The 22,412-nt window shown below is 70.4% G+C and carries 25 protein-coding genes, 4 tRNA genes and 1 pseudogene; 9 read left to right on the top strand and 21 right to left on the bottom strand.

Annotation, left to right across the window (positions count from 1 at the left end; genetic code table 11):
* Positions 1-468 precede the first annotated feature (468 nt).
* The 8 genes from rplL to ACZ4VK_RS15580 all read right to left on the bottom strand — a co-directional run bounded on the left by rplL (position 469) and on the right by ACZ4VK_RS15580 (position 5,523).
* Positions 469-852 (bottom strand): 50S ribosomal protein L7/L12, encoded by a 384-nt coding sequence (gene rplL, locus ACZ4VK_RS15615; protein WP_468352491.1) that lies wholly within the window; start codon positions 850-852, stop codon positions 469-471.
* A 113-nt stretch (positions 853-965) separates the two neighbouring features.
* Positions 966-1,496 (bottom strand): 50S ribosomal protein L10, encoded by a 531-nt coding sequence (rplJ, locus tag ACZ4VK_RS15610; protein WP_360785295.1) that lies wholly within the window; start codon positions 1,494-1,496, stop codon positions 966-968.
* Between the two features lie 247 nt (positions 1,497-1,743).
* Positions 1,744-2,559: an SCO4651 family lipoprotein gene (locus tag ACZ4VK_RS15605; RefSeq protein WP_468352489.1), complete on the bottom strand. Its 816-nt coding sequence runs from the start codon at positions 2,557-2,559 to the stop codon at positions 1,744-1,746.
* A 118-nt stretch (positions 2,560-2,677) separates the two neighbouring features.
* Entirely contained in the window at positions 2,678-3,406 is a 729-nt protein-coding gene (gene rplA, locus ACZ4VK_RS15600) for a 50S ribosomal protein L1 (protein ID WP_073810254.1), read from the bottom strand.
* A gap of 104 nt (positions 3,407-3,510) precedes the next feature.
* Complete coding sequence (rplK, locus tag ACZ4VK_RS15595) at positions 3,511-3,945, bottom strand: 50S ribosomal protein L11 (RefSeq protein WP_030318720.1); 435 nt, start codon at positions 3,943-3,945, stop codon at positions 3,511-3,513.
* 158 nt (positions 3,946-4,103) lie between these two features.
* Positions 4,104-5,015, bottom strand: coding sequence for a transcription termination/antitermination protein NusG (gene nusG, locus ACZ4VK_RS15590; RefSeq protein WP_468352486.1), 912 nt, complete (start codon positions 5,013-5,015; stop codon positions 4,104-4,106).
* 44 nt (positions 5,016-5,059) lie between these two features.
* On the bottom strand, positions 5,060-5,347 hold the full coding sequence (gene secE, locus ACZ4VK_RS15585) for a preprotein translocase subunit SecE (RefSeq protein WP_351901903.1): 288 nt from the start codon (positions 5,345-5,347) through the stop codon (positions 5,060-5,062).
* A gap of 103 nt (positions 5,348-5,450) precedes the next feature.
* Positions 5,451-5,523: transfer RNA gene (locus ACZ4VK_RS15580), tRNA-Trp, on the bottom strand.
* A 207-nt stretch (positions 5,524-5,730) separates the two neighbouring features.
* Here ACZ4VK_RS15580 and ACZ4VK_RS15575 point away from each other — a divergent pair.
* Both ACZ4VK_RS15575 and ACZ4VK_RS15570 read left to right on the top strand, forming a co-directional pair.
* A complete protein-coding gene (locus tag ACZ4VK_RS15575; protein WP_468352484.1) occupies positions 5,731-6,957 on the top strand; it encodes a pyridoxal phosphate-dependent aminotransferase in 1,227 nt (408 codons plus the stop codon).
* 122 nt (positions 6,958-7,079) lie between these two features.
* Positions 7,080-8,102: an adenosine deaminase gene (locus ACZ4VK_RS15570; protein WP_468352482.1), complete on the top strand. Its 1,023-nt coding sequence runs from the start codon at positions 7,080-7,082 to the stop codon at positions 8,100-8,102.
* Here the strand turns inward: ACZ4VK_RS15570 and ACZ4VK_RS15565 are convergent.
* Positions 8,092-8,691, bottom strand: coding sequence for a TetR/AcrR family transcriptional regulator (locus tag ACZ4VK_RS15565; RefSeq protein ID WP_468352480.1), 600 nt, complete (start codon positions 8,689-8,691; stop codon positions 8,092-8,094). The genes ACZ4VK_RS15570 and ACZ4VK_RS15565 overlap by 11 nt on opposite strands.
* Before the next feature lie 87 nt (positions 8,692-8,778).
* On the opposite strand from ACZ4VK_RS15565, the gene ACZ4VK_RS15560 reads away from it, so the two are divergent.
* Positions 8,779-9,411 carry an NAD(P)-dependent oxidoreductase gene (locus ACZ4VK_RS15560; protein ID WP_468352478.1) on the top strand — a complete coding sequence of 211 codons (633 nt, stop codon included), beginning with the start codon at positions 8,779-8,781 and terminating at the stop codon, positions 9,409-9,411.
* Positions 9,412-9,420: 9 nt separating this feature from the next.
* Here ACZ4VK_RS15560 and ACZ4VK_RS15555 read toward each other — a convergent pair.
* From ACZ4VK_RS15555 to ACZ4VK_RS15530, 6 genes and pseudogenes are all read right to left on the bottom strand, one after another.
* A pseudogene (locus ACZ4VK_RS15555) lies at positions 9,421-10,491 on the bottom strand (UDP-N-acetylmuramate dehydrogenase); the annotation flags it as partial.
* Between the two features lie 43 nt (positions 10,492-10,534).
* A complete protein-coding gene (locus ACZ4VK_RS15550) occupies positions 10,535-10,963 on the bottom strand; it encodes a MaoC family dehydratase (protein WP_468352476.1) in 429 nt (142 codons plus the stop codon).
* 2 nt (positions 10,964-10,965) lie between these two features.
* The gene (locus ACZ4VK_RS15545; protein ID WP_150161562.1) at positions 10,966-11,418 is read right to left on the bottom strand and encodes a MaoC family dehydratase N-terminal domain-containing protein; all 453 of its coding nucleotides are present in this window, start codon (positions 11,416-11,418) and stop codon (positions 10,966-10,968) included.
* 82 nt (positions 11,419-11,500) lie between these two features.
* Complete coding sequence (rpmG, locus tag ACZ4VK_RS15540; protein ID WP_003956487.1) at positions 11,501-11,665, bottom strand: 50S ribosomal protein L33; 165 nt, start codon at positions 11,663-11,665, stop codon at positions 11,501-11,503.
* Positions 11,666-11,751: 86 nt separating this feature from the next.
* Positions 11,752-11,824, bottom strand: a tRNA-Met gene (locus tag ACZ4VK_RS15535).
* Between the two features lie 44 nt (positions 11,825-11,868).
* Positions 11,869-11,941 (bottom strand) — tRNA-Thr (locus tag ACZ4VK_RS15530).
* 207 nt (positions 11,942-12,148) lie between these two features.
* Between ACZ4VK_RS15530 and ACZ4VK_RS15525 the strand changes: the two genes are divergently transcribed.
* Entirely contained in the window at positions 12,149-13,429 is a 1,281-nt protein-coding gene (locus ACZ4VK_RS15525) for an amidohydrolase family protein (RefSeq protein ID WP_468352474.1), read from the top strand.
* Positions 13,430-13,431: 2 nt separating this feature from the next.
* On the top strand, positions 13,432-14,088 hold the full coding sequence (locus tag ACZ4VK_RS15520) for an NAD(P)H-binding protein (RefSeq protein ID WP_468352472.1): 657 nt from the start codon (positions 13,432-13,434) through the stop codon (positions 14,086-14,088).
* Between the two features lie 68 nt (positions 14,089-14,156).
* On the opposite strand, the gene ACZ4VK_RS15515 is transcribed toward ACZ4VK_RS15520, so the two are convergent.
* Positions 14,157-14,238 (bottom strand) — tRNA-Tyr (locus tag ACZ4VK_RS15515).
* A gap of 171 nt (positions 14,239-14,409) precedes the next feature.
* Here ACZ4VK_RS15515 and ACZ4VK_RS15510 point away from each other — a divergent pair.
* From ACZ4VK_RS15510 to ACZ4VK_RS15495, 4 genes are all read left to right on the top strand, one after another.
* Positions 14,410-14,901 (top strand): YajQ family cyclic di-GMP-binding protein, encoded by a 492-nt coding sequence (locus ACZ4VK_RS15510; protein ID WP_468352470.1) that lies wholly within the window; start codon positions 14,410-14,412, stop codon positions 14,899-14,901.
* Positions 14,902-15,005: 104 nt separating this feature from the next.
* Positions 15,006-15,515, top strand: coding sequence for a methylated-DNA--[protein]-cysteine S-methyltransferase (locus tag ACZ4VK_RS15505; protein ID WP_468352469.1), 510 nt, complete (start codon positions 15,006-15,008; stop codon positions 15,513-15,515).
* The gene (locus ACZ4VK_RS15500) at positions 15,512-16,141 is read left to right on the top strand and encodes an alpha-ketoglutarate-dependent dioxygenase AlkB family protein (RefSeq protein ID WP_468352467.1); all 630 of its coding nucleotides are present in this window, start codon (positions 15,512-15,514) and stop codon (positions 16,139-16,141) included. Before ACZ4VK_RS15505 ends, ACZ4VK_RS15500 begins: the two co-directional genes overlap by 4 nt.
* A 10-nt stretch (positions 16,142-16,151) precedes the next feature.
* Positions 16,152-17,390: an APC family permease gene (locus ACZ4VK_RS15495; protein ID WP_468352465.1), complete on the top strand. Its 1,239-nt coding sequence runs from the start codon at positions 16,152-16,154 to the stop codon at positions 17,388-17,390.
* 28 nt (positions 17,391-17,418) lie between these two features.
* On the opposite strand, the gene ACZ4VK_RS15490 is transcribed toward ACZ4VK_RS15495, so the two are convergent.
* The 5 genes from ACZ4VK_RS15490 to ACZ4VK_RS15470 all read right to left on the bottom strand — a co-directional run bounded on the left by ACZ4VK_RS15490 (position 17,419) and on the right by ACZ4VK_RS15470 (position 22,399).
* Complete coding sequence (locus ACZ4VK_RS15490) at positions 17,419-17,826, bottom strand: YccF domain-containing protein (protein ID WP_468352463.1); 408 nt, start codon at positions 17,824-17,826, stop codon at positions 17,419-17,421.
* On the bottom strand, positions 17,823-18,686 hold the full coding sequence (gene htpX / locus ACZ4VK_RS15485; protein WP_468352461.1) for a zinc metalloprotease HtpX: 864 nt from the start codon (positions 18,684-18,686) through the stop codon (positions 17,823-17,825). The genes ACZ4VK_RS15490 and htpX overlap by 4 nt, the downstream gene beginning before the upstream one ends.
* Before the next feature lie 174 nt (positions 18,687-18,860).
* Positions 18,861-19,316 carry a large conductance mechanosensitive channel protein MscL gene (mscL, locus tag ACZ4VK_RS15480; RefSeq protein ID WP_468352459.1) on the bottom strand — a complete coding sequence of 152 codons (456 nt, stop codon included), beginning with the start codon at positions 19,314-19,316 and terminating at the stop codon, positions 18,861-18,863.
* Positions 19,317-19,349: 33 nt separating this feature from the next.
* A complete protein-coding gene (locus ACZ4VK_RS15475) occupies positions 19,350-20,849 on the bottom strand; it encodes an NADH-quinone oxidoreductase subunit N (protein WP_468352457.1) in 1,500 nt (499 codons plus the stop codon).
* On the bottom strand, positions 20,846-22,399 hold the full coding sequence (locus tag ACZ4VK_RS15470; protein WP_468353286.1) for a complex I subunit 4 family protein: 1,554 nt from the start codon (positions 22,397-22,399) through the stop codon (positions 20,846-20,848). Before ACZ4VK_RS15470 ends, ACZ4VK_RS15475 begins: the two co-directional genes overlap by 4 nt.
* Between the last annotated feature and the right edge of the window lie 13 nt (positions 22,400-22,412).

The raw sequence follows: 22,412 nt of genomic DNA, 5'->3' as shown, positions 1-22,412 counted from the left end.
TGACCGAAAGGCCAGGTCAGACGGGGTCGGTCCACGAAGCTGATGCGAAGGTATGCCCCTGGTGACGGGCAGGGGGCAGCTAACAGGCAGCGCAAAGGGTCAGTGTAGCCAAGTGGCTCACTGATGTCCAGGGCGAATAATTCGCGACCCTCGTTGCTCTCAACTCCGCGCTACTTCGCGCCGTGCGGCGCACCTCGATACTGCCCGTTCAGTCGTCGATCCATGCCTCGGAAACGGATCGTTGTGACGACGCGTCCTGAGAATTGCGCGCTCCGTGCGGTTCGTCAAGGCCCCCCGGTCTGCGGGGCGCACGGCGAAGATCACCATACTCCGCTTCCGGCAGCCCTCGGGGCCCCCGCCACGCCCTTCCCGGGGAACGCCGAAAGGCGACCACCCACAAGGGTGATCGCCTTTCGGTGCTCCCGCGTTACACGGGGGCAGGAGTCAGCTCAGCGAGCCGAAACGGTCTTACTTGACCGTGACGGAGGCGCCGGCGGCCTTGAGGGACTCGGCGGCCTTCTCGGCAACGTCCTTCGCGACCTTCTCGAGAACCGGCTTCGGGGTGCCGTCGACGAGGTCCTTGGCCTCCTTGAGGCCCAGGGAGGTGAGCTCGCGCACGACCTTGATGACCTGGATCTTCTTGTCGCCGGCACCCTCGAGGATGACGTCGAACTCGTCCTGCTCGGCCTCGGCCTCGGCCGGGGCGCCGCCCGCAGCCGGACCGGCGACGGCGACGGCCGCGGCGGCGGTGACGTCGAACTTCTCCTCGAAGGCCTTCACGAACTCGGAGAGCTCGATGAGGGTCATCTCCTCGAACTGGGCGAGGAGGTCGTCCTGAGAGAGCTTCGCCATGATGGGCGATCCTTCCACTAATTCGGCAGGTGCCGGATGTATGTAGAGGCGGGCGTACTTTCGGCCCGCTGCGACCGTCCCCCTAGCGGGAGGCGGTCAATGCGCGAGCCGAGTTACTCGGCACCGCCCTGCTCGGCGAGCTTGACGCGAAGCGCCTCCGCGGTGCGGACGAACTTCGACGGCAGCGCCTGGAAGAGCGAGGCAGCCTGAGACTGCTTGCCCTTGAACGCGCCGGCCAGCTTGCTGAGCAGAACCTCGCGGGACTCGAGGTCCGCGAGCTTCTTGAACTCGTCGGCGGACAGCGCCTTGCCATCAAGGACACCGCCCTTGATGACGAGGTTCGGGTTCTCCTTGGCGAAGTCACGCAGAGCCTTCGCCGACTCCACCGGGTCACCGGTGACGAAGGCGACCGCGGTCGAACCAGCGAGCTGGTCGTCCAGCGCGGCGATCCCGGCCTGGTTGGCCGCAATCTTGGTCAGCGTGTTCTTCACCACGGCGTACTGGGCGTTCTCACCGAGCGAACGACGCAGCGTCTTGAGCTGCGCCACGGTGAGCCCCGTGTACGAGGTCAGCACAACGGCGTTCGAGCTGCGGAACTTGTCCTCAAGCTCGGCTACCGCGGCAGCCTTGTCGGGCCTTGCCATAGAGCGTCGGCCTCCTTCCGGGTGATGAGGACCGCTCAGAAGGGGCTGACAAAACAAAACGCCCCGGCGCAGGCGCTCGGGGCTCAGCTCAACCGCATCACGAAGATCCGGGAACTCATCCACAATCACCTGCGCGGGTCGTTCGCGTCTCAGCGAATCCTTCGGCCACCGCACCCTGAGGCGCGGCAACGACCAGCGGTCTTTGGCTTCTCCCGAAGAGTACGCGACCGGGTCGGCCCGGGGCAAATCAGCCCTGCCCGAGGTCCTTGAGCAGTTCCATGACGTCGACGGTGTCCTTGGCGGGCGGGGCCTGGGAGGCGGCTTTGGCGCCGTAGGCGGAGTACTTCGTGGTGAGTGACGTCGTGACTCCGTCGGCCTCCGCGTGAACGACGCTCTTCACCGGATAGCCGTCCGCGCCGATCCAGACCTCCATGAGCTTCCCTCCGGGGAGCTCGCCCTGGTACCTCTCCGCCTCGGTGTCGCCGCCCTTCGCGGGTCCGAGGTGCTTGACCGCCGACGACCCCGCGAGGAGGCCGAGCTCCTTGGGCAGGTCCATGTTCACGGCGGCCAGGCCGCCGGTCAGCTGGAGCATCAGCTCGTCCCCGGCGGCGGCGCCCTCGGCCTCCACCTTCAGCCAGCGCTTGCCGCCCGTCTGCGCGGCCAGGCCCGTGCCCAGGTCCACGTAGGTGGTCCCGTCCGCCGTGATCACGCGCGTCTCGACGGGTGCGCCGGGGATGTCGGCCAGATACGACGAGTCGAAGACCTTCAGGTCGGCGCCCGGGGGACCCCATGCCTGGACACCGGTGAACGTGCTGCCGCCGGGCGCCTTGTCACTGCCCACATTGAGGCGCATCTCGACCTTGGCGCTCTTGGCCTCCGAGGTCTTGGCGTACGCGGCCCGTACGGCCTTCGCGGCCTCTTCCCGGCTCTGCGTCCCGGGCGTCGCGGCCGCGGAGGCGGCGGGCTTCGCGCCTCCGTCGCCGTCCTGGCATCCCGTGAGTCCCGCCACGACGGCCATGGCCGTCAGGAGGACGGCCGCGCGCTTACCGGCGGACCTGCTCATCTCTCTGCCCCACCCTCTGATCAGCGTCTCAACGATCTTTGGGACCGTAACAAGAAAGCCGGCCCCGCACCTCCGGAGAGGTGCGGGGCCGGCTGACCACTCAGTGAACCCGTCGGGTTCAGACCGCGGCCGGGTCCTCCTCGACGAGGAGGTTGCGGGTGCGGTTGGAGTCCAGCGGGATGCCGGGGCCCATCGTCGTCGTCAGGGTCGCCTTCTTGATGTAGCGGCCCTTGGCGGCGGACGGCTTCAGACGGAGGATCTCCTCCAGAGCCGCGGCGTAGTTCTCGACCAGCTTCGTCTCGTCGAAGGAGACCTTGCCGATGATGAAGTGCAGGTTCGAGTGCTTGTCGACGCGGAACTCGATCTTGCCGCCCTTGATGTCGTTGACAGCCTTCGCGACATCGGGGGTGACGGTGCCGACCTTGGGGTTCGGCATGAGACCACGCGGGCCGAGGACGCGGCCGAGGCGGCCGACCTTGCCCATGAGGTCCGGGGTGGCCACCACGGCGTCGAACTCGTTCAGGCGGTTGCCCTTGGAGATCTCGTCGATGAGCTCGTCGGAACCGACGATGTCGGCGCCGGCGGCGATCGCGGCCTCGGCACGGTCACCGGTCGCGAAGACCAGGACCCGGGCGGTCTTACCGGTGCCGTGCGGGAGGTTCACGGTGCCGCGGACCATCTGGTCGGCCTTGCGCGGGTCGACACCCAGGCGGAAGGCGACCTCGACGGTGCCGTCGAACTTCGTGGTGGCGGTGTCCTTCGCGAGGCGGACGGCCTCGAGAGGAGCGTAGTTCCGCTCGCGGTCGATCTTGGCGTCCGCGCTGCGGAGAGCCTTGCTGCGCTTCACTGCTTCTCCTGTTGGTTCAGGTATGGAGTCGTGGTGCGGGCCGCGCCGGCCCTACCACTCTGTGTTGATCATGCGGCTACCGCCGCGTGGTCCAACGGGGCTGTTCAGCCCTCGACCGTGATGCCCATGGAGCGGGCGGTGCCAGCGATGATCTTGGACGCGGCGTCCAGGTCGTTGGCGTTCAGGTCGGGGAGCTTGACCGTGGCGATCTCGCGGACCTGGGCGGCCGTGAGCTTGGCAACCTTGGTCTTGTGCGGCTCGCCGGAGCCCTTGTCCACACCCGCGGCCTTGAGGATGAGCTTGGCGGCCGGCGGAGTCTTCGTGATGAAGGTGAAGGAACGGTCCTCGTAGACCGTGATCTCCACCGGCACGACCATGCCACGCTGCGACTCGGTCGCGGCGTTGTAGGCCTTGCAGAACTCCATGATGTTGACGCCGTGCTGACCGAGCGCGGGGCCGACCGGCGGGGCCGGGTTCGCCGCACCGGCGTTGATCTGGAGCTTGATAAGCCCCGTGACCTTCTTCTTCTTGGGAGGCATTGCTCTCTCCGGGTCCTAGTGAGAGTGTTCAGCCCGCCATCCGGTCATCCGGATGGAGGCATACCGCACAACGATAACGGGTATACACGCGCGGCTAAAAACCGAGCAGGTCAGAGCGGCTGTGAGAGCCACTCTGACCTGGTCGGAAATCTGTGGGATCAGTTCTTCTGGATCTGGTCGAAGCTGAGCTCGACCGGGGTCTCGCGACCGAAGATCTCGACGAGGCCCTTGACCTTCTTCGAGTCGGGGTTGATCTCGTTGATCGTGGCCTGGAGGGTCGCGAAGGGACCGTCCGTGACCGTGACCGAGTCGCCGACCTCGAAGTCCAGGACCTGGACCTCCAGCTTGCGGGCCGGAGCCGGCTTGCCCTCGGCCTCGGCGGCCTCGCGGGCGGCCTTCTCCTCGGCCTCCGGGGCGAGCATCTTGACGATCTCGTCCAGGGTCAGCGGGTACGGGTCGTAGGCGTTGCCCACGAAGCCGGTGACGCCGGGGGTGTTGCGGACGACGCCCCAGGACTCGTTCGTCAGGTCCATGCGGACGAGAACGTAGCCGGGAAGCTTGTTCTGCTTGACGTTCTTCCGCTCGCCGCCCTTGATCTGGACGATCTCTTCCTCGGGGACCTCGGCCTGGTAGATGAAGTCCTCGACGTTGAGCGAGACGGCACGCTGCTCGAGGTTGGCCTTCACGCGCTTCTCGTAGCCCGCGTAGGTGTGGATGACGTACCACTCGCCGGGGAGGGTGCGCAGCTCCTCGCGGAGCGCGGCGACCGGGTCGACCGGGGCGGCCGGCTCGGCCTCCTCCTCGGTCTCTTCCTCGGCGTCCTCGTCCTCGGACTCGGCCTCGTCGGCCTCGACGGTCTCGTCCTCGTCGCCCTCGGCGGCGTCGACGTCCTCGTCGATCTCCGGCTCGTCCCCGTCCTCTTCCTCGACGTGGAGAGCGGCTTCCTCGGCGGCCTCGCCGGCAACGTCGTCAGCAGCGTCGGCCTGGTCCTCGTCGGCCGCCTCGACGATGTCCAGCTCGTCCTCGACGGACTCGGACTCGAAGGCGTCGTTCAGGTTCGCGTCAGACACGGTGGCTGCTTCTTCCTGCGATACAGATGGGGTGGAACAAAAAGTCAGCCGAAGACGTACTTGACTGCTTCCTGGAAGCCATAGTCAATCACGGTGACCAGGCCGATCATGATGACGACGAAGATGATCACCACAGTGGTGTACGTCGAGAGCTGGCTGCGCGTGGGCCAGACGACCTTGCGGAGCTCCGCGACGATCTGACGGTAGAAGAGGGCGAGACGGCCCAGGGGGCCCTTCTTGCCTCGCTTGCCGCCCTTGCGGGACTTCTTCTTAGACTCGGAGGCCTCGTCATCGGCATCAGGCATGTCGATGGAGCCTACGGCGTCCGTCACGATCTCTCACCTGATTCCGGGTCGGCCGTGCCGCGCCCGGGTGGAGCCGCACGGCGGTGCAATGAAGTACGTACATGCGCACAACACCTGGCGGTGTGTGTAGCAGGGCCGGAGGGACTTGAACCCCCAACCGCCGGTTTTGGAGACCGGTGCTCTACCAATTGAGCTACGACCCTTTGTTGGTGTCCCCCAACCTACCGCATCGTGAGATGTGGTCGGTGCGGGCCAACGAGCAGTGAGCATACGTGGTCAGAGGGCTCCGCGTCGAACAGAAACCACGAGCGACCTGCCGTCGGACGCGCGTACGACCGGGATTGACCGTTCCTGTCCGGTCCGTGAAACCTGTGTATCGGGCCCTGAAGCGGTCTGGGACGATGGGCCGTATGAGCGCTGCTACCCCTCCCACCGAGCGTCGGGTCTCCGCCCGGATCGGTGCGATCTCCGAGTCCGCCACCCTCGCCGTCGACGCCAAGGCCAAGGCTCTCAAGGCCGCCGGGCGCCCGGTGATCGGTTTCGGCGCCGGTGAGCCCGACTTCCCGACTCCGGACTACATCGTCGACGCGGCCGTCGAGGCCTGCAAGAACCCGAAGTTCCACCGCTACACGCCGGCCGGCGGCCTGCCCGAGCTGAAGGCCGCCATCGCCGCCAAGACGCTGCGCGACTCGGGCTACGAGGTCGACGCCTCGCAGATCCTGGTGACCAACGGCGGCAAGCAGGCGATCTACGAGGCCTTCGCCGCGATCCTCGACCCGGGCGACGAGGTCATCGTCCCGGCGCCGTACTGGACGACGTACCCCGAGTCGATCCGCCTCGCGGGCGGTGTCCCCGTGGAGGTCGTGGCCGACGAGACCACCGGCTACCGGGTCTCGGTGGAGCAGCTGGAGGCGGCCCGTACGGAGAAGACGAAGGTCGTCCTCTTCGTCTCCCCGTCGAACCCGACCGGCGCCGTCTACAGCGAGGCCGAGACCGAGGCGATCGGCCGCTGGGCCGTCGAGCACGGTCTGTGGGTCCTCACGGACGAGATCTACGAGCACCTGGTCTACGGCGACGCGTCCGCGGTCTCCCTGCCGGCGGTCATGCCGGAGCTGCGCGACAAGTGCATCGTCGTCAACGGTGTCGCCAAGACGTACGCGATGACCGGCTGGCGCGTGGGATGGATCATCGGCCCGAAGGACGTGGTGAAGGCCGCGACCAACCTGCAGTCGCACGCCACGTCGAACGTGAGCAACGTGGCGCAGATGGCCGCGCTCGCCGCCGTGTCGGGCAACCTGGACGCGGTCGCCGAGATGGGGCGCGCCTTCGACCGGCGCCGCCAGACGATCGTGCGGATGCTCAACGAGATCGAGGGCGTTCTCTGCCCGACCCCGGAGGGCGCGTTCTACGTGTACCCGTCGGTGAAGGCGCTGCTCGGCAAGGAGATCCGCGGCAGGCGTCCGCAGACCTCGGTCGAGCTCGCGGCGCTGATCCTGGACGAGGCCGAGGTCGCGGTCGTCCCGGGCGAGGCCTTCGGCACGCCGGGCTACCTGCGGCTGTCGTACGCGCTGGGTGACGAGGACCTGGTGGAGGGCGTGTCCCGGATGCAGAAGCTGCTCGCGGAGGCGACCGTCTGATCCGCTCCCTCCTCTGCGGGCCTCCGGTTCTTCGGGACCGGGGGCCCGTTTCTGCGTTCTAGCGAGGCCCCGATCGTGGAAACGGGGTGTCCTCGCCCGTTCGGGTGCGGCAGGATCGGTCGATGGAGCACGTACACCGCGATCTCACCCTGCTGCCCAAGGCCCATCTGCACCTGCACTTCACCGGTTCGATGCGGCCCACGACGCTCATCGAGCTGGCCGACAAGTACGGCGTGCACCTACCCGAGGCGCTTAAGCGCGGTACGCCTCCCAAGCTGCGGGCGACCGACGAGCGCGGCTGGTTCCGCTTCCAGCGGCTCTACGACATCGCGCGCTCCTGCCTGCGCTCGCCCGAGGACATCCGGCGGCTGGTGCGGGAGGCGGCCGAGGAGGACGTCAGGGACGGCTCGGGGTGGCTGGAGATCCAGGTGGACCCCACCTCGTACGCGCCGCATCTCGGCGGGCTCATCCCGGCTCTGGAGATCATCCTGGACGCCGTCGACTCGGCCTCCCGGGAGACCGGGCTCGGGATGCGGGTGCTCGTCGCGGCGAACCGCATGAAGCACCCCCTGGAGGCGCGTACGCTCGCCCGGCTCGCCGTGCGGTTCGCGGACCGGGGGGTGGTCGGCTTCGGGCTCTCCAACGACGAGCGGCGGGGCCTGGCCCGTGACTTCGACCGGGCCTTCGCCATCGCCCGGGACGGAGGCCTCCTCGCGGCCCCGCACGGCGGCGAGCTGACGGGTCCCGCGTCGGTACGGGACTGCCTGGACGATCTGCGGGCGGCGCGGATCGGTCACGGCGTGCGGGCGGCGGAGGACCCGCGGCTCCTTCGGAAGCTCGCGGAGCGGGGGGTGACCTGCGAGGTCTGCCCGGCGTCCAACGTGGCGCTCGGGGTGTACGAGAAGCACGAGGACGTACCGCTGCGGACGCTCTTCGACGCGGGGGTGCCGATGGCGCTCGGCGCGGACGACCCGCTGCTCTTCGGCTCGCGGCTCGCGGCTCAGTACGAGATCGCCCGCCGGCACCACGGGTTCACGGACGCGGAGCTCGCGGAGCTGGCCCGCCAGTCGGTGCGGGGCTCGGCGGCCCCCGAGGGCGTCCGGTCGAAGCTGCTCGCGGGGATCGACGACTGGCTCACCGGCTGAGCCCCCTGAGCAGCGTGCGGGCGAGCGCGCGCGCGAAGTCGTCGACGGAGTCCGGCGGCCGGCGGTCCGGGGTCGCCTCCCAGGCGAAGGCGCGCTGGGCGCAGGCGCCGAGGAGCAGGGAGGCGGCGGCCATCGGGTCGGCGTCGGCGGCGAGGCGGCCGTGCCGCTGCTCGGCGCGCAGATAGGCGGAGAGGCCTTCGATGGGCTCGTGGGGGCCCCTGCCGTAGGTGCGCATGGCCTCGTCGTGGCGCTGCTTGAGCTGCGGTTCCGCGTAGAGGGAGGCGAGGACCGGGAAGGTCTGTTCGTAGAAGAGGGTCGCCTGCCGGGCGACCTCGGTGAGGTTCTCCTCGACGGTGCGGCCGCCGGGGTCGGCGGCGAGCGTGCCGAGGAGTCCGCCGAGCCGGGGCAGCCGCTCGTTGAGGACGGTGAGGAACAGTTCTTCCTTGCTGGTGAAGTACTTGTAGAGCGCCGCTTCCGAGCAGCCGGCGGCCTTGGCGATCTCCTTGGTGGTGGTGCGGGCGAGCCCCGCCGTCCGCATCAGGTCGCGGGCCGCGTCGATGATCCGTACGCGGGTCGGCTTCTGTTCCATGCATCCTCCAACGACGCTTGACGCGTGAGTGAGTATCCACCCACCCTGGAGGTGAGTGAATACTTACCCACCCCGGGAGGGCGCGACATGAAGCTCACCGTCTTCGGTGCGACCGGCGGCATCGGTCGGGAGATCGTCGGCCAGGCGTTGGCCTCGGGCCATGAGGTGACGGCGGTGGTACGGAACCCCGCGGGGCTCACGGCGACCGGGCAGCGTCTGACGGTCCTCCGCGCCGACCTCTCCGATCCCGAGACGCTCCGGGGCGCCGTCCGGGGCCGGGACGCGGTGCTCTCGGGCCTCGGGGCGCGGTCCCGCGCGGACGCGGGGGTGGCCGCCCGGCTGACCCGCTCGGTGCTCACGGCCATGGAGGCGGAGAAGGCGCGCCGCCTCCTGGTGGTCAGCGCCGCTCCGCTCGGCCCGGTCCCGCCAGGTCAGGCGGTACTGGACAAGGCCGTCCTGGCGATCATCAACACGGTCCTGAAGGACGTCTACGACGACCTGCGGGTCATGGAGTCCGACCTCGCCGCGAGCACCGCCGACTGGACCTCCGTACGCCCGCCCAAGCTGACGGACAGGCCGGTCACCGGCCGCTACCGCACGGTCATCGGCGGCACCCCGCCCCGCGGCCGCTCCCTGGCCCGCGCGGACGTGGCCCACGCGATGCTGGCGATGATCGACGCCCCGGCCACGGTCAGGCAGGGCGTGGGAGTGGCGTACTAGTACGGAGCTCTAGAGCTCGACGCCCACCGTGACGGGCTCGTTGACCAGGGTGATACCGAAGGCGTCCCGGACCCCCGCCACGACCTCGCGGGCGAGCGCGAGCAGGTCCTCGGTGGTCGCCTCGCCCCGGTTGGTGAGGGCGAGCGTGTGCTTGGTGGAGATCCGGGCGGGCCCGGAGCCGTACCCCTTGGTGAACCCGGCCCTGTCGATCAGCCAGGCGGCGGAGGTCTTGGTGAACCCGTCGCCGGCGGGGAAGGCCGGCGGGGTGACGTCGGCGCCGAGCCGCTCGGCCACGCGCGCGAGGAAGGCCTCGTACTCCCCCGCCGTGAGGATCGGGTTGGTGAAGAACGACCCGGCGGACCAGGTGTCGTGGTCCTCGGGGTCCAGGACCATCCCCTTGCCGGCACGCAGCCTCAGGACGGTCTCGCGGGCCTGCGCGAGCGGCACGCGCTCCCCCGCCTCGACCCCGAGGGCGCGCGCGGTCTCGGCGTACTTGATCGGCGCCGACATCCCGTCGGCGTCCTCGAGCGCGAAACGGACCCGCAGCACCACATAGCGCTCGGGGTGCTCCTTGAAGAGGCTGTGCCGGTAGGAGAAGGCGCATTCGGCGTTGGTGAGGGTGACCGTCTCCTCGGCGCGCCGGTCGTAGGCGACGACCTCGGTCACGGTGGCGGAGACGTCCTGCCCGTAGGCGCCGACGTTCTGGATCGGGGTCGCACCGGCCGAGCCGGGGATGCCGGCGAGGCACTCGATCCCGGCGAGCCCGGCCCCGACGGTCCGGGCGACTGCGTCGGTCCAGACCTCGCCCGCGGCGAGCTCCAGGCGGGTCCCGTCGAGGGTGAGGCCCCTGGTGGCGATGCGCAGCGCGGTGCCGTCGAAGCCCTTGTCCCCGATGACCAGGTTGGAACCGCCGCCGATGACGAGCAGCGGCGTCCCCGCGGCATCGGCCTCGCGGACCGCGGCGACCACGTCGTCGTCGGTGGTGGCGGTGACGAGCCGGGCGGCGGGACCGCCGAGCCGGAAGGTGGTCAGGGGGGCGAGGGGGGCGTCGTGGAGAAGCTGCACGGGCTCAAGAGTACGGGCCTGCTTTCCGCCGTGGCGGAACGCAGGCCCGTCAGCGGCTTCAGGCGAGGCGGACCACGGCCCGGCTCATGCCCAGGACCTTCTGCCCCGCCGAGGTCGCGGTGATGTCCACCCGCACCCGCTGGTCGTCCAGCTTGGCGGCGACCTTGGCGCTGACCTCCACGACCGCGCCCTTGTCGTCGTTGGGGACGATCACGGGCTTGGTGAAGCGGACGCCGTACTCGACGACGGCGGCGGGGTCGCCGGCCCAGTCGGTCACGACGCGGATCGCCTCGGCCATGGTGAACATGCCGTGGGCGATGACGTCGGGGAGGCCGACCTCCACCGCGAACTTCTCGTTCCAGTGGATGGGGTTGAAGTCCCCCGACGCGCCCGCGTACTGGACGAGCGTGGCGCGGGTCACGGGGAAGGTCTGCGCGGGCAGCTCGGTGCCGACCTCGACCTCGTCGTAGGCGATCTTCGCGGTCATGGTCAGGCCCCCTCGGGTGCGCGGGAGACGAGCTTCGTCCAGGCGGTGACGACGTGCTCGCCCGAGGCGTCGTGGACCTCGCCGCGGATGTCCAGGATGTCGTTGCCGGCGAGGGACTTGATCGCCTCGATGGTGGAGGTGACCGAGAGCCGGTCCCCGGCGCGCACGGGCCGCGTGTAGGCGAACTTCTGGTCGCCGTGGACGACCCGGCTGTAGTCGAGACCCAGCTGCGGGTCCTCGATGACCGCTCCGGCCGCCTTGAACGTGATGGCGAACACAAAGGTCGGCGGGGCGATCACATCGGGGTGACCGAGCGCCTTGGCCGCCTCGGTGTCGGTGTACGCGGGATTGGCGTCCCCGATCGCCTCGGCGAACTCGCGGATCTTCTCGCGGCCGACCTCGTAGGGCGGGGTGGGCGGATAGGTCCGGCCCACGAAGGACTGGTCGAGCGCCATGGACTCGATACCTCCTGGATCTGTTGCCGACAAACGACACGAGGCCGCCCCCTGGTGGGGACGGCCTCGTGTACGAGCCTGATTAACGCGTCTCGCGGTGCGCGGTGTGCGAGTTGCAGCGAGGGCAGTGCTTCTTCATCTCAAGACGGTCCGGGTTGTTACGCCGGTTCTTCTTGGTGATGTAGTTCCGCTCCTTGCACTCCACGCAGGCCAGCGTGATCTTCGGGCGGACGTCGGTGGCAGCCACGTGAGTGCTCCTTGGACGGATGGGACGGATGAACGCATAAAAGAGTAGCCGATCGAAGGACCGACCCCACAATCGGCTACCGTGTGTAGCGGTGACCGGACTTGAACCGGTGACACAGCGATTATGAGCCGCTTGCTCTACCGACTGAGCTACACCGCTTTGATGATCTGGATCCCGCCCGAAGGCGGGTTCCTTCTCACCAGAGCCCCAATACGGAATCGAACCGTAGACCTTCTCCTTACCATGGAGACGCTCTACCGACTGAGCTATTGGGGCGAGCGAGGAAGACATTACACGGTCTCCCGCCCATCACCCAAATCCGTTTCGCGGTGCCCCCGCGACGGTCCTCACCAGGCGTCCCGTACGCCACTCGTGGCCTCATCGGTACGACTATTGCGCTCCTCCTCGAAGGTCGCCGTGAGCGCCCCTAGGCTCGGCCCCACGCTTCGTGATCTTGATCTTGAGGAGCCTTGAGGAGCCCCGATGTCAGCCGAAAGCAAGCAGCCCCAGCCGCCCGAGGACGGGGCCGCCACCACCGCCGACTCGGCCTCGCTCCTGCTCTCCCACGCGCGCCTCACCGACGGACGGACCGTGGACGTCCGGCTCGTCGGCGGCCGCATCGAGGCGGTCGGCACGGCCGGCAGCCTCACCGCCACGGGCGCGCGTGTGGATCTCGCCGGCTATCTGCTGCTGCCCGCCGCCGCCGAGCCCCACGCCCACGCCGACACCGCCCTCTCCGCCGACTCCCCCGGGCCCGTCTCGTACGCCCCCGAGGACGTCCAGCGCAGGGCCACCGAGGCGGCGCTGCTGCAGCTCGGCCACGGCGCGACGGCGCTCCGCGCGCACGTGCGCATCGGCGACGTGCACGCGCTCGGGCCGCTCGAGGCCGTGCTGCAGGCCCGGCGCTCGCTGCGCGGCCTCGCGGACCTCACCGCCGTGGCCGTACCCCGGCTACTGACCGGGGTGGCGGGTGCGGACGGTCTCGCGATGCTGCGGGACGCCGTGAAGATGGGCGCGGGGGTGGTCGGCGGCTGCCCGGACCTCGACCCCGACCCGGCGGGATACGTCGAGGCGGTCCTGGAGGTGGCGGCCGAGCACGGCGTCCCGGTCGACCTGCACACCGACGGGGACGACCCGGCCCGGCTGGCCCGGCTCGCGGCGATGGCCGGCGGGCTGCGGCCCGGGGTGACGATCGGGCCGTGCGCGGGGCTCGCCGGGCTCCCCGCCGACGCGGTGCGGCGGGCGGCGGACCAGCTGGCGGCGGCGGGGGTCACGGTGGTGTGCCTGCCGCAGGGCGGCTGCGGCGGGACGGAGCGGCGCGGGGCGGCGCCGGTACGGCTGCTGCGGGCGGCCGGAGTGCGGGTCGCGGCGGGCAGCGGGGCGCTGCGGGACGTGTCCAACCCGGTGGGGCGCGGGGATCCGCTGGAGGCGGCGTATCTGCTCGCCTCGCTGGGCGGGATGTCGGCGGAGGAAGCGTACGGGGCGGTGAGCGCGGAGGCGCGGGACGTGATGGGGCTGCCGGAGGTGCGGGTGGAGGCCGGTTTCCCGGCGGAGCTGCTCGCGGTGCGGGGCGAGCGCCTCTCGGGCGTGCTGTCCCTGGCGTACAGCCGGATCGTGGTGCACCGGGGGCGGGTGGTGGCCCGGACGAGCGCGGTGCGGGAGTACTGCGACTCGGCGGCGGCGCTCGACCTGCCCCGCCAGACACGTCCGGAGCGTCCGCCCGAGCCGGGGAGCCCTTCGGCCGGTCCCGTCGTACGGTCGTGAGTATGCGCATCGTCATCGCTGGAGGACACGGACAGATCGCCCTGCGCCTGGAGAGGCTGCTCTCGGCGGCCGGGCACGAGGTCGCGGGGATCATCCGCAGACCGGAACAGGCCGGGGACCTGCGGGACATGGGGGCCGAGCCCGTGGTCCTCGACCTGGAGTCGGCGTCGGTCGAGATGGTCGCGGCGGTCCTCCAGGGTGCCGACGCGGCCGTCTTCGCGGCGGGCGCGGGCCCGGGCAGCGGCGCGGACCGCAAGGACACGGTGGACCGCGCGGCGGCGGTGCTCTTCGCGGACGCGGCGGTACGCGCGCGCGTACGGCGGTATGTCGTCGTCTCGTCGATGGGCGCCGACGCGTCCCACCCGGGCGACGAGGTCTTCGACGTGTATCTGCGCGCCAAGGGCGCAGCCGACGACGACGTCCGCGCGCGGACGGCCCTGGACTGGACGATCCTGCGCCCCGGTTCGCTGACGAACGACGCGGGCACGGGGATGGTCCGTCTGGAGGCGCGCACGGGCCCCGGCCCGATCCCGCGCGACGACGTGGCCGCGACGCTGGCCGAGATCCTCGACACCCCGGCGACGGCCGGCCTCACCCTGGAACTGATCGCGGGCTCGACCCCGCTGTCGGTCGCGGTGAAGGACGTGGCCGGAAACTGACCCGGAGCCCGGCGCTCCCGGGAAACGAGTGAAGGTCCCCGGTGCACGCACCGGGGACCTTCTTCGCGTGGCGACGCCAGGATTCGAACCTGGGTAGGCTAAGCCGACGGATTTACAGTCCGCTCCCATTGGCCACTCGGGCACATCGCCATGAGATCGCTGCCGTGGAGCCGCTTTGCGGCGGTGTTCCGTGGCAACGACGTAAACAATACCTGATCCCCGGGGGTGCTTCGCCACCGGATTGATCAGCGGTGGGGGCCGTGGTGCACCCCCTAGGCTTTGGGCTGTACCCCACAGCATCCGAGCAAGGAGCCACGAGTCATGGCCGACTCCAGTTTCGACATCGTGTCCAAGGTCGAGCGGCAGGAGGTCGACAACGCCCTCAACCAGGCCGTGAAGGAGATCTCCCAGCGTTACGACTTCAAGGGAACCAACGCCTCGATCGAGTGGTCGGGCGAGAAGATCCTGATGAAGGCGAACGGCGAGGAGCGCGTCATGGCGATCCTCGACATCTTCCAGACCAAGCTGATCAAGCGCGGGATCTCGCTCAAGTCCCTGGACGTCGAGGGCGAGCCGCAGCTGTCCGGCAAGGAGTACAAGCTCACCGCCTCGGTCACCGAGGGCATCTCGCAGGAGAACGCCAAGAAGGTCGCGAAGACCATCCGGGACGAGGGTCCCAAGGGCGTCAAGGCGCAGGTGCAGGGCGACGAGCTGCGGGTCAGCTCGAAGAGCCGGGACGACCTGCAGGCCGTGCAGGCGCTGCTCAAGGGCAAGGACTTCGACTTCGCGATCCAGTTCGTGAACTACCGCTGACCCTTCCTCACGCGCCGAGGCTCGTGTCCGAATTCCGCCAGCCCGCGGCTCGGCGGGCCCCGCACACTGGACGTGGAAGACCCGTGCGGGGAGAGGAACGAGCCATGACCGTGTACGCGTACGTCGACGGCCCCCTGGGCGAGATGCTGCTTGTCGGGCAGCTCGCCGGAGGGGGCCGTGCCGTGCTGCGCTCGCTGTCCCTGCCGGGGCAGAAGGGTGCCGTCGCGGTCGAGGACGGGTGGACGCTCGCGCCCGGGGCGTTCGGCGATGCCGCCGGGCAGCTGGGCGAGTACTTCGCCGGGCGCCGGGACCGCTTCGAGCTGCCGCTCGCGACCGACGTCGGAACCGCGTTCCAGCGGCGGGTCTGGGAGGCCCTGGAGGAGATCCCGTACGGCACGACCGTCTCGTACGGGGAGATCGCCCGGCGGGTCGGTTCCGCCGGCGCCGGGGTACGGGCCGTGGGGACCGCGATCGGGCGCAATCCGCTGCTCCTGGTGCGGCCCTGTCACCGGGTGATCGGGGCCGACGGGAGTCTGCGCGGGTACGCCGCCGGGCTCGAGCGGAAGGAACGGCTCCTGACGCTCGAAGGGGCGCTCGCAGGGGCCTCCGTGTGACCGAGGGGCTCTTCCCGCGCGAGCGGGCCACGATCGCGCCAGGAGCCGTGCACGTGCCCGGGTGGCTCTCGTTCGCGCGGCAGCGGGAGCTGGTGGACGCCTGCCGGGAGTGGGGGCGCGGGCCGGTGCCGTACCGGCGGACCGTGCTGCCCGGCGGGGGTGTCATGTCGGTGCGGTCGCTGTGTCTGGGCCGGCAGTGGGTGCCGTACCGCTATCTCGACACGGTGGGCGTGGAGCTGCCCGACCGGCTCGTCGCCCTGGGCCGGGAGGCGCTCGTCGAGGCGTACGGCGACGACGGCGGTTTCGCCCCCGACACCGCGCTCGTGAACTTCTACGCGCCGGGGGCGCGGATGGGCATGCACCAGGACCGGGAGGAGCGTTCGGGTGCGCCGGTGGTGTCGCTGAGCCTCGGGGACCGGTGCGTGTTCCGGTTCGGGAACGAGGAGGGCCGTGGGCGGCCGTACCAGGACGTCGAGCTGGCCTCCGGGGACCTGTTCGTCTTCGGCGGGGCTTCACGGTGGGTTCACCACGGGGTCCCCAAGGTGTACCCGGGGACGGCCGAGCCTGCCCTCGGCCTGAGGGGGCGGCTCAACATCACGCTCAGGGGGACCGGCCACAGCCTCTAATGTGCGGGGCATGACATCGGAACTGCGCCGCTCCCTCGGCGTCTTCGACGCGGTCGTGATCGGGCTCGGGGCCATGGTCGGGGCCGGGATCTTCGTCGCGCTCGGGCCCGCCGCCGGGGCCGCCGGATCCGGCGCCGGGCTGCTCGGGGCGCTCGGGATCGCCGCCGTCGTCGCGTACTGCAACGCCATGGCCTCGGCGCGGCTCGCGGCCCGCTACCCCAGCTCGGGCGGCACCTATGTGTACGGTCGCGAATGCCTCGGTTCGTTCTGGGGCTACCTGGCGGGGTGGGCCTTCGTGGTGGGCAAGACGGCCTCCTGCGCGGCGATGGCCCTGACCGTCGGGGCGTACGTGTGGCCGGGGCACGCGCACGCGGTGGCGGTGGCCGCCGTGGTCGCCCTGACAGCCGTCAACTACGGGGGAGTTCAGAAGTCCGCGCTGCTCACGCGGGTGATCGTCGCCCTCGTCCTCGCCGTCCTCGCCGCCGTCTCCGTGGTGTCCCTCGGGGCCGGTGGGACAGCCGCGCCCAGCCTCGGCGGAGAGCTCACGGCGGGCGGGGTGCTCCAGGCCGCGGGTTTGCTCTTCTTCGCATTCGCGGGGTACGCGCGGATCGCCACGCTCGGCGAGGAGGTCCGCGATCCGGCCCGGACGATCCCGCGCGCGGTGCCCCTGGCGCTCGGGATCGCCCTCGCCGTCTATGTGCTCGTCGCGGTGAGCGTGCTCACCGTCCTCGGTCCCGGGGCCCTCGCCGCGTCGCCCGCCCCGCTCGCCGACGCGGCCCGCGCGGCGGACGCCGGCTGGCTGGTCCCGGTGGTGACGGTGGGCGCGGCGGTCGCGGCGCTCGGTTCGCTGCTCTCGCTGATCCTCGGGGTGTCCCGTACGACCCTGGCCATGGCCCGGGACGGCTATCTGCCGTCCGCGCTCGCCGTCGTGCACCCCCGCTTCCAGGTGCCGCACCGGGCGGAGCTCGCGGTGGGCGTGGTGGTGGCCGTGGTCGCGGCGACGGCGGACGTGCGGGGGGCGATCGGCTTCTCGTCCTTCGGGGTGCTCGTCTACTACGGCATCGCGAACGCCTCCGCCTGGACCCTGGGCGGCCGGAACCGGCCGCTCGCCGTGCTCGGGCTCGCCGGCTGCGGGGCCCTCGCGTTCGCGCTTCCGCTCGGGTCCGTCCTGGCGGGGTCCGCGGTCGTCGCGGCCGGTGTGGTGGCGTGGGCGGTCAGCCGGGGACGGCCGGCGCCCCCTCGACCCTGAGTCGGTCGAGGACTCTCCGGGGGCTGAACTACCGGGCCGTGTACCCGTAGGCCTGGGAGGCCTGGTCCGTGGGGACGATCTCCTTGCCGAGGGGCAGCAGCGACACCGGGATCAGCTTGAAGTTCGCGATGCCGAGCGGGATGCCGATGATCGTGATGCAGAGCGCGATGCCGGTGGTGATGTGGCCGAGGGCGAGCCACCAGCCGGCGAGGATCAGCCACAGGACGTTGCCCACGCAGGAGGGGGCGCCCGCGTCGCGGCGGTCGACGACCGTGTGCCCGAAGGGCCACAGGGCGTAGACCCCGATGCGGAAGGCGGCGAGCCCGAAGGGGATGCCGATGATCGTGACGCAGAGCAGGACGCCCGCGAGCATGTAGCCCAGGAACATCCAGAATCCGCACAGGATCAGCCAAATGACGTTCAGGATCGTCTTCACGGGCGGTGACCTGCCATCTGTTCGAGCCGGGCGATCCGCTCGGCCATCGGCGGATGCGTGGAGAACATCTTGGACATGCCCTGTCCGGGACGGAACGGGTTGGCGATCATCATATGGCTCGCGGTCTCGATCCTGGGCTCCGCGGGCAGCGGCAGCTGCTTGGTGCCCGCCTCCAGCTTCCGCAGGGCGCTGGCCAGGGCGAGGGGGTCGCCGGTGAGCTGGGCGCCGGAGGCATCCGCGTCGTACTCCCGGGAGCGGGAGATGGCGAGCTGGATGACCGAGGCGGCGACCGGGCCGAGAATCATGATCAGGAGCATGCCGAGCAGTCCGGGGCCGTCGTCGTCGCTGGAGCGGCCGACGGGGATCAGCCAGGCGAAGTTGACCAGGAAAAGGATCACGGAGGCGAGCGCTCCGGCGACCGAGGAGATGAGGATGTCCCGGTTGTAGACGTGGCTCAGCTCATGGCCGATGACCCCGCGCAGCTCTCTCTCGTCGAGGATCGCGAGGATGCCCTCGGTGCAGCAGACAGCGGCGTTGCGCGGGTTCCGGCCGGTCGCGAAGGCGTTGGGCGCCTGCGTCGGCGAGATGTAGAGCCGTGGCATGGGCTGGCGCGCCTGCGTGGAGAGCTCCCGCACCATCCTGTAGAGCGCGGGCGCCTCGAACTCGCTGACCGGGCGGGCCCGCATGGCCCGGAGCGCCAGCTTGTCGCTGTTCCAGTACGCGTACGCGTTGGTGCCGAGCGCCACGACGAGCGCGACGATCAGCCCCGTACGCCCGAAGAAGCTGCCGATGACGATGATGAGGGCCGAGAGCCCTCCGAGGAGTACGGCGGTCCTCAGCCCGTTGTGCCGGCGGTGCACGGTACGCCCTCCAAGTGGTGCGGCAGGGGAACCCTTTGCTTCGTGGTCGTCCTCCCCCGGACTTCGTCCGGGAGGGACCCCCATGTCCAGTGGACCCTTCCGTACTGGTCAACGCCAGGCGGCAGGTTCGGGTTCCCCCGGCCGCACCGGGGGGCGTGTGAGCCGTTCGGGTGATCAGCGGGGAGCGGGGACGGCCAGCTTCTCCAGGCTGGTGGGGACGGGCTCGACCTCGCTGGTGCAGTGGGCGCAGCGGGAGGCGACGGCCGGGATCTCCGTGAAGCAGCGGGGGCAGTCGCGCTTCTCGGACTTGGGGTCGGCCGCCTCCTCCTTCGCGAACCTCTCCTGGACCTTGGCCAGCGGCGCGACGATCAGGAAGTAGAGGACGGCGGCGGTGATGACGAAGGCGATGGCGGCGGAGATGGCGAGGCCGTAGGGGAAGACGGTCTTGCCGACACTGAACCTCGCCTCGCTGAAGTCACCGACGGAGCCGGTGGCGAGCCCGATGAGCGGGGTGATGAAGGCCTTGCTGAAGCCCGTGACGACGGCCGTGAACGCCGTTCCGACGGCCAGACCGATGGCCATCGAGATGACGTTCCCGCGAAGTATGAAGTCCTTGAATCCGTTCAGCACGGGGTGTTGCTCCTGCGTTCTGCTCGTGGGGGGTCAGAAGAGGCTGTCCGTGGCGAAGCGGAGGGCGAACTGCGGGTAGCCCGACAGGACGGCTCCGGCGACGGCGGTCAGCGCGATCGCCAGGGTGATCGGCGCGGGAGCCCTGTGGGGGGCCTTCCGGACCGCCCCTTCCGGCGCCCGGAACAGCAGAGCCGTCCAGCGCAGGTAGTAGTACAGCGCGATCACGACGTTGACGCCCATGATCACGGCAAGCCAGCCCAGGCCCGCGTCGACGGCCGACGAGAAGACGGTCACCTTGGCGAAGAGGCCGATGATACCCGGGGGCAAACCGGCCAGATTCAGGAGGAAGAAGGCGAGCGCGAGGGCGGCGGCGGGGTTCGACGCGTAGAGGCCCCGGAAGTCCGCGATCCGGTTCCGCGGGTGGTTGCGGGCGACGAGCGCGACGACCGCGAACGCGCCGAGGTTCACGACGGCGTACATCAGGGCGTACGCGACGGTGGCGCCGATCTGGTCGTCGCTGGAGTACGCGGCGGCCGCGATCGGCACCAGGAGGTAGCCCGCCTGGGCGACGGAGGACCAGGCGAGCAGTCGGACCGCGCTCCACGCGCGCGTGGAGCGCTGGCGCAGGGCGGCGACGTTGCCGGCGGTCATGGTGAGCGCGGCGAGGACGGCGAGCGCCGGGCCCCACACGTCCGCGTACGAGGGGAACGCGACGACCGTCACCAGGATGAGCCCGGTGAAGCCGACGGCCTTGCCGACCACCGACAGGTAGGCGGCGACGGGCAGCGGGGCGCCGACGTAGGTGTCGGGCACCCAGAAGTGGAAGGGGACGGCGGCCGTCTTGAAGGCGAAGCCGACGAGGGTGAGGGCCACGCCCGCCTCGGCGAGCGTCTGGAGCTGGCCGGGGACGTCGTCGAGGCGCTGGGCGAGCTCCGTGAGGTGGAGGGTGCCGGTCGCCGCGTACAGGAAGCTGACGCCGAGCAGGGTGACGGCGGTCGCGGTCACCGAGGACAGGAAGAACTTGAGCGCCGCCTCGCCGGACATGCGGTCGCCGCGCTTGAGGCCGACGAGCGCGAAGGCGGGCAGCGAGGCCACTTCGAGGGCGACGACGAGGGTCGCGAGGTCGCGGGAGGCGGGAAGCAGGGCGGCGCCCGCGGCCGAGGAGAGCAGCAGGAACCAGAACTCGCCGGCCGGGAGCTTCTCGCGGGTCTCGGTGAGCGAGAGCAGCGCCGTCAGGAGCGCGCCGCCGAGGACGAGCAGCTGGATGACGAGGGTGAAGTGGTCGGCGGTGTAGCTGCAGGCCCTGACCTGGGTGTCGGCGGTGAGGCAGAAGGTGGAGCGGTCGCCGGCCCGCAGCGGGACGAGGAGGGCGAGGGCGGCGGCGAGGCCCCCGATCGCGGTCCAGCCGAGCAGCTGCTTGCGCTCCTCGGGGACGAACAGGTCGGCGACGAGGACGAGGAGGGCGACCACGGCCGTCAGGGTGGGGGGCGCGATCGTGAGCCAGTCGACGGACTGGACGAGCGACGACGTCACTGGGTGCCTCCGGCGAGGAGCTTCTGGACGGCCGGGTCGGTGAGGCCGAGGAGGACGGCGGGCCAGAGTCCGGCGAGGACGGTGAGGGCGACGAGCGGGGTCCAGGCGGCGAACTCGTACCCCTGGACGTCGGCGATCGGTGTCTCCCCGGCGGGGCGGGGGCCGCCCATGCAGACGCGGCGGACGACGAGGAGGAGGTACGCGGCGGTGAGGAGGGTGCCGAACGCGCCGATCGCCATGAAGGTGAGGAAGGCGGGGCGGCTGAGGCCCTCGGCCGGTTCGAAGGCGCCGAACAGGGCCAGCATCTCGCCCCAGAAGCCGGCGAGGCCCGGCAGGCCGAGGGAGGCGACGGCGGCGAAGGCGAGGAGGGCGCCGAGGCGCGGGGCGCGGCCGTAGAGGGCTGCCCCGGTGGCACCCGCGAGGGTGTCGAGGTCGGCGGTGCCGTACCGGTCCTTGACCGCGCCGACCAGGAAGAAGAGCAGGCCGGTGACGAGGCCGTGGGCGACGTTGGCGAAGAGGGCGCCGTTGACTCCGGTGGGGGTCATGGTGGCGATGCCGAGGAGGACGAAGCCCATGTGGCCGACGGAGGAGTACGCGATGAGGCGCTTGAGGTCGCCCTTGTTGCCGGGCCTGGCCAGGGCGAGGCAGGCGAGCGATCCGTAGATGATCCCGGCGACGGCGAAGGCGGCGAGGTACGGGGCGAAGGTCCGCATCCCGTCCGGGGCGATCGGCAGGACGATCCGGACGAACCCGTACGTACCCATCTTGAGCAGGACACCGGCGAGGAGGACCGAGCCGACGGTCGGGGCGGCGGTGTGGGCGTCCGGGAGCCAGCTGTGCAGCGGCCACATCGGGGTCTTCACGGCGAGCCCGATCCCGATCGCGAGAACGGCGATGACCTGCACGGACGTGGTCAGTCCACGGCCGTTGTCAGTGGCGAGTGCCACCATGTCGAATGTGCCCGCCTTCACACCGATGAGGAGCAGGCCGAGCAGCATGACGACGGAGCCGAGCAGCGTGTAGAGGATGAACTTCCAGGCCGCGGCCTGCCTGCCCTCGCCGCCCCAGCGGGCGATGAGGAAGTACATCGGGATGAGGACCATCTCGAAGGCCAGGAAGAACAGGACCAGGTCGAGGACGGCGAAGGTGGCGAGGGTGCCGGACTCCAGGACGAGGAGGAGCGCGACGAAGCCCTTGGGGGAAGGGCCTGCCGGCATCTTGTAGTAGCTGTACAGCGCGCAGAGGAAGCTCAGGAGCGCGGTCAGGACCAGGAGGGGGAGGGAAATGCCGTCGACACCGAGGTGGATCCGCACGTCGAGTGCGTGGATCCAGCTGATGTCCGTCGTGGCCTGCATCCTCGACGGCTGGTCGTGGTCGAAGCCGAGGACCAGGACGATCGCGGCGAGGAGGATCACGCCGGTGACGGTGACGCCGTGGCGGAGCACGGCCTGGTCCGGTGACGTCCCCTTCAGCCCCGGCGGGGCGGGGAGGAGAGCGGCGGCGGCCCCGATGAGCGGGCCGACGACGATCAACGCGAGAAGGAACTGCATCACGGATTCGCTG

The organism is Streptomyces sp. NPDC028711, from assembly GCF_055565415.1.
This window is presented reverse-complemented; position numbering and strand designations above follow the sequence as displayed.

What these genes read in the sequence shown, in the direction of transcription:
- ACZ4VK_RS15570 (WP_468352482.1), top strand. Translation starts at nt 7,080, where the DNA reads ATGGAGCACGTACACCGCGATCTCACCCTGCTGCCCAAGGCCCATCTG.
- ACZ4VK_RS15525 (WP_468352474.1), top strand. Translation starts at nt 12,149, where the DNA reads ATGTCAGCCGAAAGCAAGCAGCCCCAGCCGCCCGAGGACGGGGCCGCC.
- rplJ (WP_360785295.1), bottom strand. Translation starts at nt 1,496, where the DNA reads ATGGCAAGGCCCGACAAGGCTGCCGCGGTAGCCGAGCTTGAGGACAAG.
- ACZ4VK_RS15520 (WP_468352472.1), top strand. Translation starts at nt 13,432, where the DNA reads ATGCGCATCGTCATCGCTGGAGGACACGGACAGATCGCCCTGCGCCTG.
- ACZ4VK_RS15545 (WP_150161562.1), bottom strand. Translation starts at nt 11,418, where the DNA reads ATGGCGCTCGACCAGTCCTTCGTGGGCCGGACCTATCCGCCCACCCCG.
- ACZ4VK_RS15505 (WP_468352469.1), top strand. Translation starts at nt 15,006, where the DNA reads ATGACCGTGTACGCGTACGTCGACGGCCCCCTGGGCGAGATGCTGCTT.
- ACZ4VK_RS15495 (WP_468352465.1), top strand. Translation starts at nt 16,152, where the DNA reads ATGACATCGGAACTGCGCCGCTCCCTCGGCGTCTTCGACGCGGTCGTG.
- ACZ4VK_RS15565 (WP_468352480.1), bottom strand. Translation starts at nt 8,691, where the DNA reads ATGGAACAGAAGCCGACCCGCGTACGGATCATCGACGCGGCCCGCGAC.
- ACZ4VK_RS15560 (WP_468352478.1), top strand. Translation starts at nt 8,779, where the DNA reads ATGAAGCTCACCGTCTTCGGTGCGACCGGCGGCATCGGTCGGGAGATC.
- ACZ4VK_RS15510 (WP_468352470.1), top strand. Translation starts at nt 14,410, where the DNA reads ATGGCCGACTCCAGTTTCGACATCGTGTCCAAGGTCGAGCGGCAGGAG.
- ACZ4VK_RS15605 (WP_468352489.1), bottom strand. Translation starts at nt 2,559, where the DNA reads ATGAGCAGGTCCGCCGGTAAGCGCGCGGCCGTCCTCCTGACGGCCATG.
- rplL (WP_468352491.1), bottom strand. Translation starts at nt 852, where the DNA reads ATGGCGAAGCTCTCTCAGGACGACCTCCTCGCCCAGTTCGAGGAGATG.
- ACZ4VK_RS15550 (WP_468352476.1), bottom strand. Translation starts at nt 10,963, where the DNA reads ATGACCGCGAAGATCGCCTACGACGAGGTCGAGGTCGGCACCGAGCTG.
- ACZ4VK_RS15575 (WP_468352484.1), top strand. Translation starts at nt 5,731, where the DNA reads ATGAGCGCTGCTACCCCTCCCACCGAGCGTCGGGTCTCCGCCCGGATC.
- rplK (WP_030318720.1), bottom strand. Translation starts at nt 3,945, where the DNA reads ATGCCTCCCAAGAAGAAGAAGGTCACGGGGCTTATCAAGCTCCAGATC.
- ACZ4VK_RS15470 (WP_468353286.1), bottom strand. Translation starts at nt 22,399, where the DNA reads ATGCAGTTCCTTCTCGCGTTGATCGTCGTCGGCCCGCTCATCGGGGCC.